Raw genomic sequence first — 16,859 nt, 5'->3', positions numbered from 1 at the left:
TTTTTTAGTATTTTTGAAATGCTATGAAAAATTTATCAACCACATTACCTACTATTTTATTAAAAAAAGTACATCATCGTGCTCAATTACAATTATTATTATTGTTTAAATATAATGCTCCATTAATTGCTACCATTAGAAAAATGGAAGGTTATACATGGAGTAAAACTTTACGTGGCTGGTATATTGCATATTCTGCAGAAAACATCACAAATTTAAAAAATGCCTTAAAAAACAAGGTGACTTTTACTTTAGATGCCAGCATACACAAACCTATAGTTGTAAAAATACCTAGAGAAAAAAGAGTTATTTCTGAAGCAAACAAAGACATTGTTAGGTTGTACGTGAAATATTTACAAGGAAAACGCTACAGCGAAAGTACTGTGAAGACTTATTTTACTTTTATTGCCGACTTTTTTCATTATATAAAAGACAAACCTGTTGTTGAACTAAATAATAGAGATATAGAATTGTTTATTGAAGATGTTTTTGTGCCCAGAAACATGAGCATCAGCAGTCAGCGACAGTTCATTAGCGCTATAAAATTATTTAAAGCCTTTTATCCTGAATGCCAAATTGAAGAAGTGAAATTAACACGGCCGAAAAAAAGTAAGCTATTACCTACCGTTTTATCTAAAGAACAAATTATAGATTTATTACGATGTACTAAAAACTTAAAACACCGCGCCATTTTAGCGATGATTTATTCTGCTGGCTTGCGAATTAGTGAATTATTGAATTTAGAATTAAGTCATATTGATATTGACAGGCGACAAATAATTGTAAAAAATAGCAAAGGACGCCGTGATAGAATAGTAATTTTAGCAGAAAGCTTTATTCCATTATTACTAAATTATATTAATAGCTACGGACCTAAAAAGTTTTTTGTTGAAGGCGTTAACGAAGAAAAATATAGTGCAGAAAGTGTTCGTTCGTTTTTACGAAAATCGTGTATGAATGCCAATATTACCAAACGTGTTACACCACACACCTTGCGCCATAGTTATGCTACCCATTTATTAGAAAACGGCATTGATTTACGCTATATTCAGGAGTTATTAGGCCACGCAAAGCCAGAAACTACCATGATTTATACACATGTAAGTAAAAAAGATTTGTTGAAAATTGAAAGTCCGTTAGATTTGGCTTTAAAAGGAATGCCAGAAACCAATGATACTCCAAGATTATCTGGGAATTATTAATAAAATTTACATTATAGTTGTACATTGATTTATACACTAAAACTTCTATTTTTAAAAACAATTGTTCATTTTTTTGATTTAAAAATATTTTGGAGTAATAACCATAAACCAAGAAACGAGTTTTGTAAGTGAAGCGCCAATTTATTTAAACTTTGGGTATATAATGCTCTTACATTTTGGCGCCTTAATTTTATGCCTGTTAATACTTATAATTCCAACAATTATTATATTTAAAATAAGCCCAGTAAAAGCAATTAAGCTTTAATAAATACAGCTTGTTTTTAATTATGAGTACTTTAATTAGCAATTTTACCGTTTTATTAGGAAACTTTTTAAGCAAACTATGCAAAAGCCTTTATAAAGCTTTGTATAAACACTTCATCTTTTTAACAAAAGCACCCGTACTTTTTTGTAAAAGCACTTGTTCTTGTAAATAATAATTGTACAATTATTATTAAAATATATGTACATTTACTTTAAAATAAATGTACAATTAATTGTGGTAAATTGTAGAAGTTTTACAAAGATGTATTTTTAGCAGAAGAATAAATGCTTGCACCTTGTAGTGTAAATGTATGAATTAAATGGGATACATAAACTTTTACACTTAATTTTTTTTAACAATTTTATTAAAAGGGTAATTGCTATTACATTGTCAAATTTTACTAACATAAGTAACTTGTTTTTCAAGTTATTTTTTTATATTTAACCATCAAAAAAAAAATGAGCTACTATGAAAAATAAGCAAACTAATAAAATTAACAAAACATACGTTTATCCGGAAAATAATAACTAAAAACAGTTAATATTATTTGGATATAACCAGTTGTGTGTAATTAAAAAAAAGAAAACTATGAAAAAAACACCTTATCTATTATTAATTATTTTGATTTTTTCTTGTAAAGAGAATATTAAATCTCCTGTTGAAAATTCTAAAAATAAATATTCCATAAACGGAACTATTGAAAATTTAAAAGATAGTTTAACCATTGTACTATCAAATATAGATTGGCGTAATCGAAGTTCTAATGACATTGATTCTACTTATTCAATTGCCGGAAAATTTAATTTTAAAGGAAATTTACCAAACCCAGGTTTGCATACATTAATAATAAAAGATTATAAGAATATGATTGGAAAAGCAGTAAACTTCTGGTTTGCAAACGAAGAAATCATAATTAATGGAAATTATGATGATTTTGAAAACTCAACAATTATAGGTTCTCCTTCAAACGAGTTGTATAAGAAATATTTAAAATTGGAACCTAAAGATAAGCTCGATTTCATCTATAAAAATCCTGATAATAATTTTTCACTTTCCACATTAATGGATAATCCAGAATGGATTTCAAAGGATAGCTTGAAATTGTTCTATTCCAAACTAAATACTGAATTAAAAAATTCAAAAAAAGGAATCACATTAAATAATATTATTACAACCGAGAGCATTAAAATAGGTGACCATTTTAAAGATTTTGAAGCACTAGATTTAAAAGGTAATAAAGTAAAACTATCGGATTTTAAAGGGAAAGTGATATTAATAGATTTTTGGGCAATCTGGTGCCATTTTTGTCATGAACAAAACCAAACGGAATTTACATATTTAAACAAAAAATACAATAAGGATGAATTTGTTATTATTAGTTACTCTTTGGATACAAAAAAGGAATTATGGGAAAAATCAAGTAAAGCAGATAGCATTGATTGGATAAACATCTCAAACATAAAAGGAATGAATGACCCAATTGTAGCTTTATTTGATTTAAAATCTTTACCTCAAAGTTTCCTTATTGATAAAAATGGAATTATTGTAAAAACATTCAATGGCTACAATTCAGAAAATAATATTATTGAGCAAGAAATTGATAAATTGATTAACAAATAAACTACACACAACACCTCATATAATTTATGCTTAAATTTGAACTAACACAAACGACAAACATTCAACTAACGATTTGCTACAACCGAAAAATCTCCGATTTTCCAGTCGCACAAATCATATAAAATCACGTTAAGCAAAAATATTAGCCAGATGAACACATCAATGACAATTCACTTAACAAATCCTTTTATTTTTTTCTTCCGACCTTTTTATTATTGTAAAGCAAAGAATTATCACACGTACAACCACCATTAATAAATGATTTAAAATGATATTTGGAACTACTTTTGAAGATTATACATCTAAACATAAACTTGGCGAGTGGATTACCTGTCCTAAGACAAAAGATTATCATTTTGAGCTTTCTGAAACTGATTTTCATTTTATAAATAATTTAGGATTAATATTTAATGGAATGGACGGAGGATTAATACTTGGAAACCTACATAAAGATGGAGGAATACATTTATTATCACCGATATTTGAAACGAATACATACAAATATGTCGGAGAAATGGAGGGTTGGGAATATTTAACTAAACCTCTTAAATCTAAAGAAATACATATGGAGTTTGCTAAAATAAACGAATTGACAAAACCAATCAGTCCAGATATTGAAACTGATTTTAAAATCCCTGAGAATTGCAATGTGGTTGATACTTCAAACAGAGAAATATCATTTTTAATGTTAAATACATTTCCACAATTCATTTTAAATAGATTTGCTACAAAAAAACACATACATTTAATTTTAGATTTAGAAATAAAAAATACTTTTAATTATTAATATTTTGCTTTTGCAAAGCAATTTGCCAACGCTAAAAAAATAAAATAACATTATAGTTATTTAAGATTAATACAACAAATAACTACTAATACTGATTTGCTAACAATGTGTAAAAAAAATTACTTAATTCAATAAAATAGAATGTTTCAAAAACATAAAAATATTAAATTTAAACATTGGAAAATTTAGGTTTTAAACCCGTAACTTTCCTTACACTAACTCGTTAGCCTTCATTAGAATTAAAACAATAAAACTGAATGACAGAAACTAAACATATGCAATTAACAATAAAAAGGGGTATTCTGGCCATTGTGATCATGTACGCATGTCAACTCCTAGCTGGAATTGCTATCTCTTATGGGTTTAAGTTCTTTTCGTCTACTAATGAAGTTCCTCTCGAGATCTTGGGGCTCACTTCTACTTTGCTCAGTGGCATTATGATAATTACTTTTTTCTGGTGGGATATCCGTAGATCAGGTGAGCCTTTTTATCCTGAGATAGGACTTCAACCAAGTAAGATTAAAAAAAGCAAAGGTCTTATATTGGTTATAGCTGTATTGGTATCGACACACTTTTTAGCGTGGGTATATAGATCGGTGATTTTACCTGACTTCGGTTACGAAGGAATCATTGGGGGCGGCTCCAAGATGTTCAACTTCATCCAAACAAATGGAGGAGCACTTGAAATGTCTGGTTTTTTACTGCTGGCACTCCTTGTTGGACCTATTATGGAAGAGGTTGTATTTAGAGGATATTTGCAGTCCTCACTAGCAAAGAAAATACCTACATGGGCGGCTATATTGATAACTTCTATTGTTTTTACCGTTGGCCATAACCCCATGATATTGTGGCCCATGTATTTTCTGTATAGTGCGACCTGGGGTTGGATCTTGGTACGAACTGGCTCTTTAAAAATGGCAGTCCTAATTCATGTTTTAAGTAACTTGTTTTATGCTATTGTAGCCTTTGCAGGATGGGATATTCTTGCTTAGGTTGTATGATTTATTAAGAAGTAATATCTTCTATAATCTTAAAAACGAAAGGCTAACACTGTGTATAATTAATTGCGTGGTCACTGCTGACTTACGAACATTCCTGCGGAATATTCTATCTGTGATTTATTTGCTAAATTAGTTGCTTAAACACGCAACTAACCATACACGAACACGTTGTACACAAGCCGACAAATGTACTTTTCTGAAATAGGTTGACTAAAAATTAGACAACTTAAACAACGAAAGTATGGAAGAACAAAAACCACCCTGCCGAAAAAAATCCTACGAAAAAATAGGTTTTGATTTAAAACTACTCATCATTGATCAAATTCAGAATGGTAGAATATCTGTAAATTATGCATCTAAAAAATATGCTGTTTCTAGATCTTCTATTGATTATTGGTTAAAAAAATATAGTACTTTAGAGCAAAAGAAACTGGGTATGAGTAAAAAAGACGAAATCAAAAAACTAAAAGAAAGGATTGAAGAACTAGAGTTTGTAAAAGACTTTCAGCAAGATATAATTGCGGATATGGAACTGATTACTGGAGTGGATTTATCAAAAAAGTCATTGCCCAAAACATTAGCCGACGAGATTCAAAAAAAGAAACAAAACCGTTTAAAAGAAAATGGTTAATCGAGTGTTTTGGGATTAGCAAACAAGCCTTCTATAAGCGCTTAAAATCTCATCAAAATAAAATAAATCAGGAACAGATATTACTTGAGTTAGTACAAGATTGTCGTAAGCAAATTGGACTTAGAACTGGTGGTATTAAACTGTATCATTTACTTAAAAATCAAATGGAACAGCATCAAATACAGATGGGCAGAGATAAGTTTTATCGTTTTTTAAAACATTACAACTTACTGGTTCCTAAAACTAAACGTCATTTTATAACCACAAATTCTAAACATCAATTTTATAAACATAAAAACCTTGTTAAAGACAAAGCTCCTACAAGAGCTGAACAGCTTTGGGTAAGCGACATAACCTATATTAAAACTCAAAAAGGACATAGTTACTTGGCTTTAGTTACTGACGCATATTCAAAGCAAATTATGGGCTACAAATTAGCATCACATATGAAAGTCTCATTATGTACCGATGCGCTTAAAATGGCTATTAAAAATCGAAAATACCCACATCAAAAATTAATTCATCACTCTGATAGAGGTATTCAATACTGTAATCCAGGTTATACCGAGTTTGCAGAGCAAAACGGCTTAACCCTTAGTATGACAGAACAATACGATCCTTATGAAAATGCTGTAGCCGAAAGAATAAACAGAACTTTAAAATATGAATATGGTTTGAAACAACAAATAAAAAATACTAACTTAGCTAAAAAGATTGTAAAACGTGCTGTGAATATTTATAACAATCTTAGACCGCATTTAAGTTTAGATTTATCAACACCTAATCAAGTGCATTTAAATCAGAATACAAACTATAAATGTTATCGAAGAAATAAACAAAATTTACAGTATTTGACTATTTAAAAAAACGAATATTAACAAAAAAATGGTCAACCTACATCAGTACAATACATTTAATTTATGCCTAAATTTTATATAGTCCAAACAACAAACATCTAACAAACGATTTGCTACGTCAGAAAAATCTCCGATTTCTCAGTCGCACAAATCTTATAAAAGCCCCTTGTAGCTAATTTAAACAACTATGAGCAAAAAAAAACTTTCTTTTTTCCTAACATTTTTTGCTTGTCAAATCATATTTGGACAGGAATATAATGTGTATAAATCAAAAGTTGACACCTCTTTTGTATCATCTTATTTGGGCTACGAAAAAAAAATATCCATCCTATTGCCAGATGATTGGCAAAGTAACAATCAAAAAAAATATCCCCTAATTATAGTTTTTGATAGACAAAATCAGAGAAGTTACAATCATATAATAAATACAATAGACTATTTAACTGCTGCTGAACAGATGCCTCGCTCAATTATTATAAGTATTGAGTCTGATAATTCTAAAAGAATTAGTGAAGCCCAAAATCCTATTTCGTTTAAAAGTGGAAAAGCACATTTAAATGAAAAATACCTATTTAATGAAATTGTAAATTTAGCAGAATCAAAATTTAAAGCAAGTCAATTTAGAGTCTTAATTGGTCATTCTTGGTATGGGCATTTTACCACATCAATGTTTACAAAGAATATTGATAATTTAACGGCAGTTATAGTATTAGATCCTTTTTTTAAACAAAAAAACGTTTCTTTAATTGATTCAATATCAGCATTAAATAATCTTGAAATTAAGCATACAAAATATTTTAGATATTCAATTGGGAAAGATTATCCCGAAGATTATAGAGATATTGAATTTGTTAAAAATGAAAATAAAAATTTAAAAATTAACATTCAAGGCACCTATTTTCCCAAAGCTTTTCATAATGCAGTTCCAGGATTGGGAATTGCAGAAGCCCTCTATGATATATTTGAATATTGGTCAATTCAGCAATACAATTTTTTCAGCCCCTCAAATAAGAGTGCAGATATATTTACTGAATTAAAAAACAATATGATAAATCATTATGGAAATAACTTGGATTTTTCGTTAGGAGTATTGAATGGAAAAGGCTGGGGCTTCTATGATGAAGAAGAATTTTTAAAAGCCATAACAGTATGGAATGAACTAATTAATCAATATCCAAGTTTTTCAGAAGCTTATCTTTATATCATAGAAGCTCAACAACATTTAAAACTTGACACTTCAAAAACCAAAATCAAATTCAAAGAAAGCGTACAACTTTCTCAATATTATTCACAAGAAGAAAAAAAAGAACTTCTATCTGAATTAAAATAATTAAACTACTTGCTAACAATGCGTATATAAAATTACTTAATTTTAATAAAGTATGACAATTTCAACACTTAAAAACATTTTTAACCTGTAGCCAAATTTTAGATTGAGAAATTAAAACTGGATAATACTACTTTTATAAATAGTTTAGACTTATACTCATTATGGAAAATATATCTCAAACAGAGAATCAAATTCAATGCGTCACTAATTTTCAAGACTTTGTTTCCGCTTCTTTTCATGGAAATATTAATACGATTTGTTGGAGTCGTAAACTAGTAGGTGATTTTTCTGAAATTGTTAAACAGTTAGAGCTAAACGAAAATATAGCCGAACTTCATCCAAATGACCTTCTTGAACTTCAGTTGAGTGAACAAGGACAGCTTGCTCGTGAAATTCTTTTAAAGGATTTGAAGACATTGAAAGACCTTGGAGCATCTCCAACACTTAATCTGATTAAATTCTATGATAGAGATGTTAGTTACCCGTTTTTTCCAACAGATGTCTATTCTTTTCATGTAGATCGGTCTCCTATTCCAATCGATACCTTTTTATGTACTTACTATGGCGAGTCCACTGAAATATTACCAAACTCGCAAGCCACACAAAAAATTCTTGTTCCCGAAATCCGTGATGAACTTAAAAAAATTTATCATGGTACAGAGGAAGACTTTGAATCATTTTTAAGTGAAAATTTCTTTGATTTACACTATCTTGCGAAGCCTAAGGCACAGCCAATAAAATTAGGTTTAGGCAATTTATACAGATTAGCTATTGAGCACCCTAAAAGTAAAGTCCTCCCTTGTCTTCATCGTGCACCAAAGGAAAAAAATGGACAGACAAGGTTGTTGTTAATCTGTTAAAGGCAATTGATATAAATACTCATATTAACTATTTGCTGCACATAACAAACTTTAAAATTTTTAAGTAGTCTACTATTATTGGACAATAAAAACGTCCTACTACAATGTAAAAACAACATAGCCAAATAAGTGCTTAATTCAAATTTTTCGTATATTTATAAAGTTAGTGTTTAACTTAGAATTTTAAACTTGTTTAGTAAATACTTCGTTTATACGCACACGATACCCACTATTAAAAAGAAATGAACACAATAAAATTAGAAACTACAAATAGCTTTATTTATTACTGAATAATAACGAAATGATTATAGAACAAGAGCAAAAATTTAAAGATGTACTTTCTAAAATGGAAGGAAAAATTGATGAACAAAGTTTTTTTAATAAGTTCTTAGAATTGTATCCCGAAGATTGGAAAAAACATAAAACTACCTTTTCAAAATTTAAAAGAAGTAAACAATTTGGACAAACAATTCCGTTACCAAAACCTGAAGTATCTTTACGAAAAGAAATTAGGATATGGCTACAAAAACAATAAAAAAAGTCTTGAAATTGAAGAAAGAGAGTTAAAAACGGAAGGATGAAGAACGAAACAAGCATTGAAAATGACAAAGCGTAAGTTGAGATTCCGTTTGGTTCTCATTCTGATAGATTAGGAAAAATTAAACAAAACAAATAGGTTATGATAAAATTTTGGATAATAGCAATATTGATTTTTATAATAGTTACGTTAATCCTAGCTAAATTAACATTGAAAAAAAGCAGAAAAGAAAGAGGAGAGAAAATGTGGAAAATTTATGATGGAATGACAAAATATTGGTTGCGTTTATCATTAGCTAGTTTGGGAATAACCACTTGTATAATATTTTTAGTTAATTGGATAGGTTTTACAATTTAGCCATAGAATTTTAGTGAAATTTAGCGAATATCGGAATTGCTCACTCAATCGAATTAAAAAAGTTTGCGGATTGAAAAGCTGTATGTTTAGACTCAAAAAAGGAAATTAAAAAAACAACGAATATGGTATATCAATTATCAACTTAAAATCATTTTAAATCTTTAGCCATATTTTAATCCAAGACATTAGACTCATTAATACAATAAATTAAAATTTGAATTTATCTGATTATATAAAAAAAAGAAACGGCGTTCCGTTAGGAGCAAGTTATTCACTTCGGAATATGATGTTTCGTTCTTTTGGAGCCGGAAAATTTTCAAAATTTTGGAAATATTGGAATCCAATTTGGAGTTATTATTTGGGAAAATATATTTTTAAGCCGCTTAAAATCATATTTCCAGCTTCCTTATCTCTTTTAATCACATTTGCATTCAGTGGTTTTTTACATGATTTAGTAATAATGCTATTAAGATGGGAATTTGCATTACTATTAACTCCTTGGTTTTTATTCATGGGTTTTTGTGTGATCATAGGTGATTATGTAAAAATTGACTATTCAAAATTCACGTGGACAATTCGAGCTTCTATAAACATCCTAATCATTTCAAGCTGTTTACTTATTGCCTATCAAGTACAAATCTGATTGTAGACAAGAATTATTAAATTGAATGAAACAAATTACAACAAGAATAAAAAATTGTTACACAATACTAAATACGAAAATTTCATTAACTTTATACCTCAAAACTAACAGCGGAAAATTACGGTTTACTTACCGCAAAATTTCTTAGCCTAAACTGTTGCTAAATAGTACCAAAAAAAATAATTATGAATAAAATGAGAATTTTAGGAATAGTCTTATTCTTGTTAGGATTTTCTTTAATGTTTGTAAATCACCATTTAGAATCAGGTTGGTTTATGAATGCTTTAATTGGAGCGATAACTGGAGCTGGATTTGTTTTGGCGGTTTTTGAAAAATCTAATTTCAAAGAAGAAGTTTAACTAAAAAAAAATTGCAATAAAAAGAGAAATATTTCTGACTTTTCAATCATTAGGCTGATTGATTTTAGGAATTAAAAATAATTAAAGTGAAAAGCAACAAATTACAATACCTCATATAATTTATGCCTGAATTTTATATAGTCCAAACAACAAACATTCAACAAAAGATTTACTGCGTCCGAGAAATTTCTGATTTTCAAGTCGTACAAATCATATAAAAACTCGCAGCCAATTTGAGAAAATGACAATACGAGAGATCTTAAATACCACAAATCACAGACCTTGGAAAATTCCGACTGATACTTGGAAATTTTATCAAGAATGGAATAATGCAATATTTCTTCATTGGCAAGTGGAATTATCCGAATTGAAAAAATTTGTCCCAAAGGAACTTGAAATTGACCTTTTTGACGAAAAACCCTGGATTTCAGTTGTTGCTTTTACAATGGAAAAGATTAGACCTAAAAACCTACCTTCTTTCCCGCCGATTTCAAATTTCGATGAAATTAATATCCGAACTTATGTAAAATCCAATAATAAAACTGGAGTGTATTTTTTGAGCATTGAAGGCGGAAAAAGTTTGTCTTGTAAAGTTGCTAAAGAAATATCTGAACTTCCATATAGATTTTCAAAAATAAAACGATCTGAAAATCAGTACGAATCAAATAACTCCAAATTTAACGATAAATTAAATATTCAGTTTACCGTTGGAAAAGAAATAACAAAAAAATCAGAATTAGACAAATGGCTGACCGAAAGATATGCTCTTTTCCAAGATACAGAAAAGTCAATTAATGAATTTGAAATTCATCATTTAGAATGGTCATTTAATGAGATAGAATTGAAAAATTTAGAATTAAATTATACAAGATTTGATAAATTAATTAAAAACGAACCGAAAAAAATTCAATACTCAAAGGGAGTAAAAGTAATTTCTTGGGGAAAGAATAAAAAAGAAAAAACTAGTTACAACAATTCATGAAATTTATGCATAAATTTTAACTAGTTAAAACAGCAAACATTCAATAAGTAATTTACTATAATTGAAAAACCGCCGATTTTCCAGTCGCAAAATGCTTATAAAAGACAGTAGTTGGTCATTAAAAATGAAAATACAGAATTCAATTACTGAATGCTATTTACAAAAAGTTAACAAAATGAAAACAACAAAAATTCAACCGCTTTTGACTCCTTATAAAATGGGAGATTTACTTTTAAAAAATAGATTGGTAATTGCTCCAATGACGCGTTCTAGATGTAATAATAAGGAACACGCTCCTACTCAATTACAAGTAAAATATTATACCCAAAGAGCAAGTGCAGGCCTTATAATTACCGAAGGATCTCAAATTTCAAAACAAGCTGTTGGCTATGTAAATACTCCAGGAATTTATGCTGAAGCTCAAATAAAAGGATGGAAAGCAGTCACCGATGCTGTTCATACAAAAGGTGGTAAAATATTTATTCAATTGTGGCATGTTGGCAGAGTTTCTCATCCCGATTTTCACAATGGATCGCTACCATTTGCGCCGAGCGCTATCAACCCAAACTCAAAATCTTTTACTCCTAACGGTTTTAAAGATACTGTTACTCCAAAAGAAATGACTTTAAATGATATAAAAACTACCATTGAAGAATTTAAACAAGCCGCAATTAATGCAAAAAAAGCAGGATTTGATGGTTTAGAAATTCATTCTTCAAATGGCTACTTATTTCATCAATTTTTTAATAAATGTTCCAACCAAAGAAAAGATGCTTATGGAGGAACTATTGAAAATAGAGCGCGTTTTTTCTTTGAAGTTTTAGATGAAATTAGTCAGGTTTTTCCTGAAAATAGAATTGGGGTTCGGTTTAATCCATCTATGCATAATTTACATGGAATTGATGTTGATGAAGAAACAATTCCTTTGTTTGAATATGTACTTCAAAAATTAAATAATTACAACCTTGCTTATGTGCATCTTTCTGAACCTTTTACAGATGTTTCTAAAGTTATGCATGCTGTACAAAACATAGCAACACATTTTCGCCCATTGTATAACGGAACACTTATTATCAATAATAATTTTAATCAGGAAAAAGGAAATAAAGTTATTGAAGAAGGTTTAGCTGATTTAGTAGCTTATGGAAAATTATTTATTTCAAATCCAGATTTGGCAGAAAGGTTTGAAAAAAACGTTCCTTTAGCTTCTTGGAATGTTGATACATTTTATTCAGATACTGGTGAAAATGGATATACAGATTATCCTTTTTATACTGACAACTAAATTTTAAATAACTTATTAAAGCGAATATATCAAAAAACAACCTCTTGTATTAAACCACATGAGGTTGTTTTAATTAAACTTACCTTAATAATATTAGTTTAAAACAATAATAGTTTCAATAATCTTACTTTCAGTATCAATATTTACTTTTGAAATCACTCCTTTTTTTAGGTAATCATTTACAGCTGTTGTACTTTGTTTTTCTTCTAATGTTACTTTAACATAATTTGTATCTACTCTTTTTAATGAACCTGTCAAAGCATCAACTCCCCAACCTATAATACTAAATCCATTCAATATACTCACAAGATTAAATTTACTATCCATCACAACTACTCTTTCCTTATAATTATCAATTCTAAAATCAATTCGGTCATCAGCTTTGACTTTAATTTGTGTTGGAGTAATACCCTTCTCAAACCCATTTACAAATACTTTTGCTCCTGAAGGGTCTGATTCAAATAAAACATTTCTTTTTGCTCCTGTAAAAATTGATGCACAACTTGAGAAAACGATTAGAGCGGCTAACATTAATGTAATTTTTTTCATTTTTATATTATTTAAAATTATTTAACTCAAATTTAAACACTAAAAAAAACAAAACCTTACGGTTTCCCGTAAGGCCTTGTTTTTTTTGTAAACTTTTGAGGTTAAACCTTCCTTTTAACATGAAAGTTCTTGTTATCTTTTAAGTATAGCAATTCTCCAAATACAAACCCTCAATAACATACAATTTGAACTGATATTTTTAATAGGTTAAAGATACTTTATATTAAAATGTATTGTTTACGGATTTCCGTAAAGCTGTTGATTTTTTTTAGATAAGACCTAAATCTTTAGTAATTGATACCAAGTGCGCAGGGTTATTTGCATTAAAATGTTCTCTTAAAAATTTTAACCTTTTCTCTATGGAACTCATACTAGAAGGTGTCCAACTTTTTTTCTCTAGGCTTTTACTTATGTCTTCTTGAGAGTTTCCATTAGAAAGACATTCTAGTAAAAAAATATCGTAATCAGATATTTCAATTGCTTCATTTTTAGAAAGTGCACTTGCAACATGCGGAGAAATATAGGTTTTTTTAGAATTATAAATTAGCTGAATCGCTTTTTTTAATTCCCGTAAACCTTCTCTACTTTTCCATACAAAAGCATTAATTTTAAAGTCATTAAATAATGTTTGAACTCTAAAAGTTTTATCTTCTACTGAAAATACAACAATTTTTAAGGAAGGAAATTCCTTTCTTACTTTTTCAACTAACTGATCTCCAGTTTTTAACTCTTGCACTGTTGCATCTTCATCAAATGATAAATCGCTAATTAATAAATCGTAAGGATCATTATCTAAACTTGCTCTTTTAAGTTTTAAAAAAGCTTCATCGCAATATTGAACATAGTCAATTTGCTGTATACATAATTTTGTTAATTCAGACTTAATACCACTATTAATAAAGTCCATATCTTCAGCTATCAATACCTTTTGAAACATAACAATTATTTTTTTAAACTAATAAAAGCTTTAAAGCCATTTCCTAATGAAGTAACAAAAGTAATAGTTCCATTTATTGATTTTATACGGGTTTCCACATTTTGAAGACCATTTTTAAAATTTATTTCTTTAATATCTAATCCAACTCCATTATCAGAGTAATTTATTAGAAAACTATTGCCATCAATTTTAAAAGTAATTGCAACTAATGATGCTTCACTATGTTTCCGCATATTTACCATTAATTCTTGTAAAATTCTGAACAATTCAATTTGCTTTACCTTTTCAAGTTCATTTAATCCAACACTATGTATGTCTTTCATAATAACCGTTGTACTATCATTATTAAAACTTGAGAGCATGGCTTTTAAAAAATATTCAAATTTTTCACCTGTTTCAATCGCATTATTTTCATGAGAAATATTACGCGTTAATAAATATACTTTTTCCAACTCATTTAAAAGCACCTCTTTACCTTCATCAGTATATTGCACCTTATTCATAATATTTACCACATTATTAGCAACTTCATCATGAATTTTTTTTGCAATTCTTGTTTCTGTTTTATAAACTTCTGCTCGTTTTTCTTGTTTATGTTTTTGACGTAAATAAAAACCAAAACATATAAATCCAACTAATACAGTACCGCTAGATAAAGCTCCTATTAAATTTCTGGTTTTTTCTTTTTGCAATGCCAGCTCATTTTCAACAGTTTTTACGGTAAGTTGCAAGTTGTCTTCTCTATTTTTTTCGCTATCATATTTAATTTTAGCAAATTTATTTAAAGCACTTTTTTCGGCATTATTAATACTATCACTTATTTTAATATAAGTATTGTAATATTGTTTTGCTTCATTTTGAGATGAAAACTTAACAAGTTTTTGTAATGCTTCTATTTGATCTTGTGGACTTTTTAAAACTGTTGCCACTTTGTACAATTCTTCTGCATATACAACAGATTTTTTTGTGTCTTTTTTTGAATAATAATCTGAAAGATGTCCATAACTGGCCAATTGACCATACCAATCATTTTCTTGAATTCTAATATTTAAGGCTAAAATTAATTCATTTAATACTGCTTCTTTTTCATTAGCTTGCCATTTAGTAAAAGCTAAATTATCAAGTATTCTTGCTTTTGTTTTTGGAATAGTGTTCACCAACGAATCATTCAATAAATTAGTTAAAGTACTTATTGATTTATCGTACTCTTTTAAATACCTATAATAACTGGCTTCATTATTTAATAAACTAATTTTACTTACATCATTTGAACAAATCTTAAGTGCCTTATCATTCCAATAGATGGCTTCTTTATAATCGCGTTGTTTTTTTGCATTTATAGCTATACAGTTATAAACAGATGTTAAACCTACCAAATTGTTCTGATTCAAAAACTGTAACGCTTTAATTGCAGAAACATCACTTCCATTAAAATCGCCAAAATCAGATTGAATGATTGCCATTGACGCCAAATTTTCACCAATTCTTAGACTATCTTTTAGTTTAAAAGCAATATCATTGGATTTTTTAAAAGCTATAAACGCACTATCTTTTTTATTACTAATTGAATAATAATATGCTAAAGTAGCATAATAATTATGCAAGCTTGTAGTGTTATTTCTTTTAACTAAAATATCTATAAGTTTTTTTGACGAAAATATAGCACTATCATTTTGCATTAAACTACCTAATAAGTATACTTTAAAATTTAAAATTTCTTCAATTTTTAAAGTATCTGTGGATTCCTTTTTGGCTAATGAAAGTGCGCTATCGGCATATTTTAAACAAACGGTACTTACTAAATTAAGGTCTTTCATTTTTTCAATATAAAAATCTATTGAATCTAAAGACGTCTCGGAAGTTTCAATTTTTTCCTTTTTATTGCACGATGAAAACTGCAATAAACAAAAAAAGAGGACAGCTACTTTTACAATTTTCATCTTTTAAATTTAGGAAATAGAACAATGGAATTCATAAAAAAAGTAAAAAATAATAATATTTAAATTATTTTTTACTTCAACCTTAATATTGCAATATAGAGGTTATATTGTAATTTGCTAATTTATCCTTTCCATTTAAAAAATCTAATTGAATTATAAAATTGCATTGAACAATTTCACCACCCAAACGTTCAACCAACTGACAAACTGCTTTGGCAGTTCCTCCTGTTGCTAAAACATCATCATGAATAAGTACATGCTCCCCTTTTTTAATAGCATCAATATGTATTTCAACGGCATCTGTTCCATATTCTAAATCATACGATTCGGAAATAGTTGTATATGGCAACTTTCCTGGTTTTCTTACAGGAATAAATCCTGCATTATAATGTTCTGCTAATAAAGTTCCGAAAAAAAATCCTCTAGATTCTATTCCAATAACTTTATCAATTTTTTGATCTCCAACCAAAGCAATTAATTGATTTTTGCACAATTGCATTGCCTTTGGGTTTTGTAATAAAGTTGCAATATCTTTAAACAAAACACCTTCTTTTGGAAAATCTTGTATATCCCTAATATATTTTTCAATTTCGTTCATTCAACAAAAATAAGATACTTATTTAAATATTGAAAGTTATATTTGAGTCGTCCTAAAATAGGTTGACGATTATTAAAAAAATTAATGAAAACCTGTGAAGATATCTTCACAGGTTTTT

Annotated in this window: 18 protein-coding genes; 14 read left to right on the top strand and 4 right to left on the bottom strand. The window is 28.5% G+C overall.

Annotated elements, in window-relative coordinates; translation table 11 throughout:
- Positions 1-23 precede the first annotated feature (23 nt).
- The 14 genes from JEY78_RS15375 to JEY78_RS15310 all read left to right on the top strand — a co-directional run bounded on the left by JEY78_RS15375 (position 24) and on the right by JEY78_RS15310 (position 12,717).
- Positions 24-1,202: a tyrosine-type recombinase/integrase gene (locus JEY78_RS15375; RefSeq protein ID WP_291853456.1), complete on the top strand. Its 1,179-nt coding sequence runs from the start codon at positions 24-26 to the stop codon at positions 1,200-1,202.
- 853 nt (positions 1,203-2,055) lie between these two features.
- The gene (locus JEY78_RS15370; protein ID WP_291853452.1) at positions 2,056-3,087 is read left to right on the top strand and encodes a TlpA disulfide reductase family protein; all 1,032 of its coding nucleotides are present in this window, start codon (positions 2,056-2,058) and stop codon (positions 3,085-3,087) included.
- Between the two features lie 268 nt (positions 3,088-3,355).
- Positions 3,356-3,874 (top strand): hypothetical protein, encoded by a 519-nt coding sequence (locus JEY78_RS15365; RefSeq protein WP_291853449.1) that lies wholly within the window; start codon positions 3,356-3,358, stop codon positions 3,872-3,874.
- 257 nt (positions 3,875-4,131) lie between these two features.
- Positions 4,132-4,866 (top strand): CPBP family intramembrane glutamic endopeptidase, encoded by a 735-nt coding sequence (locus JEY78_RS15360; RefSeq protein WP_291853446.1) that lies wholly within the window; start codon positions 4,132-4,134, stop codon positions 4,864-4,866.
- A 250-nt stretch (positions 4,867-5,116) separates the two neighbouring features.
- On the top strand, positions 5,117-5,506 hold the full coding sequence (locus JEY78_RS15355) for a helix-turn-helix domain-containing protein (protein ID WP_291853443.1): 390 nt from the start codon (positions 5,117-5,119) through the stop codon (positions 5,504-5,506).
- Positions 5,428-6,369, top strand: a complete 942-nt coding sequence (locus tag JEY78_RS15350; RefSeq protein ID WP_367158791.1) for an IS3 family transposase — start codon at positions 5,428-5,430, stop codon at positions 6,367-6,369. Before JEY78_RS15355 ends, JEY78_RS15350 begins: the two co-directional genes overlap by 79 nt.
- 181 nt (positions 6,370-6,550) lie before the next feature.
- Entirely contained in the window at positions 6,551-7,693 is a 1,143-nt protein-coding gene (locus JEY78_RS15345; RefSeq protein ID WP_291853441.1) for an alpha/beta hydrolase-fold protein, read from the top strand.
- A 161-nt stretch (positions 7,694-7,854) separates the two neighbouring features.
- A complete protein-coding gene (locus JEY78_RS15340; RefSeq protein WP_291853439.1) occupies positions 7,855-8,553 on the top strand; it encodes a hypothetical protein in 699 nt (232 codons plus the stop codon).
- A 301-nt stretch (positions 8,554-8,854) separates the two neighbouring features.
- A complete protein-coding gene (locus tag JEY78_RS15335) occupies positions 8,855-9,088 on the top strand; it encodes a hypothetical protein (protein ID WP_291853437.1) in 234 nt (77 codons plus the stop codon).
- 213 nt (positions 9,089-9,301) lie between these two features.
- Complete coding sequence (locus tag JEY78_RS15330; protein ID WP_291853435.1) at positions 9,302-9,448, top strand: hypothetical protein; 147 nt, start codon at positions 9,302-9,304, stop codon at positions 9,446-9,448.
- A 214-nt stretch (positions 9,449-9,662) separates the two neighbouring features.
- Positions 9,663-10,091, top strand: coding sequence for an MBOAT family O-acyltransferase (locus JEY78_RS15325; protein ID WP_291853432.1), 429 nt, complete (start codon positions 9,663-9,665; stop codon positions 10,089-10,091).
- Positions 10,092-10,276: 185 nt separating this feature from the next.
- Entirely contained in the window at positions 10,277-10,450 is a 174-nt protein-coding gene (locus JEY78_RS15320; protein WP_291853429.1) for a hypothetical protein, read from the top strand.
- 241 nt (positions 10,451-10,691) lie between these two features.
- A complete protein-coding gene (locus JEY78_RS15315; protein WP_291853425.1) occupies positions 10,692-11,432 on the top strand; it encodes a DUF2071 domain-containing protein in 741 nt (246 codons plus the stop codon).
- 175 nt (positions 11,433-11,607) lie between these two features.
- Positions 11,608-12,717 carry an alkene reductase gene (locus JEY78_RS15310; RefSeq protein ID WP_291853423.1) on the top strand — a complete coding sequence of 370 codons (1,110 nt, stop codon included), beginning with the start codon at positions 11,608-11,610 and terminating at the stop codon, positions 12,715-12,717.
- A 93-nt stretch (positions 12,718-12,810) separates the two neighbouring features.
- Here the strand turns inward: JEY78_RS15310 and JEY78_RS15305 are convergent, their stop codons facing one another.
- The 4 genes from JEY78_RS15305 to JEY78_RS15290 form a co-directional block, all read right to left on the bottom strand.
- Positions 12,811-13,266 (bottom strand): PEGA domain-containing protein, encoded by a 456-nt coding sequence (locus tag JEY78_RS15305; RefSeq protein WP_291853420.1) that lies wholly within the window; start codon positions 13,264-13,266, stop codon positions 12,811-12,813.
- A gap of 268 nt (positions 13,267-13,534) precedes the next feature.
- The gene (locus tag JEY78_RS15300) at positions 13,535-14,203 is read right to left on the bottom strand and encodes a response regulator (protein WP_291853417.1); all 669 of its coding nucleotides are present in this window, start codon (positions 14,201-14,203) and stop codon (positions 13,535-13,537) included.
- Positions 14,204-14,208: 5 nt separating this feature from the next.
- Entirely contained in the window at positions 14,209-16,143 is a 1,935-nt protein-coding gene (locus JEY78_RS15295; protein ID WP_291853415.1) for an ATP-binding protein, read from the bottom strand.
- Positions 16,144-16,225: 82 nt separating this feature from the next.
- Positions 16,226-16,741 carry an adenine phosphoribosyltransferase gene (locus JEY78_RS15290; RefSeq protein ID WP_291853413.1) on the bottom strand — a complete coding sequence of 172 codons (516 nt, stop codon included), beginning with the start codon at positions 16,739-16,741 and terminating at the stop codon, positions 16,226-16,228.
- Between the last annotated feature and the right edge of the window lie 118 nt (positions 16,742-16,859).

It is taken from the genome of Lutibacter sp., from assembly GCF_016342705.1.
Lineage (GTDB): Bacteria > Bacteroidota > Bacteroidia > Flavobacteriales > Flavobacteriaceae > Lutibacter.
Note: the sequence above shows the minus strand (reverse complement) of the source record. Positions and strands in the feature narration are given on the sequence as shown.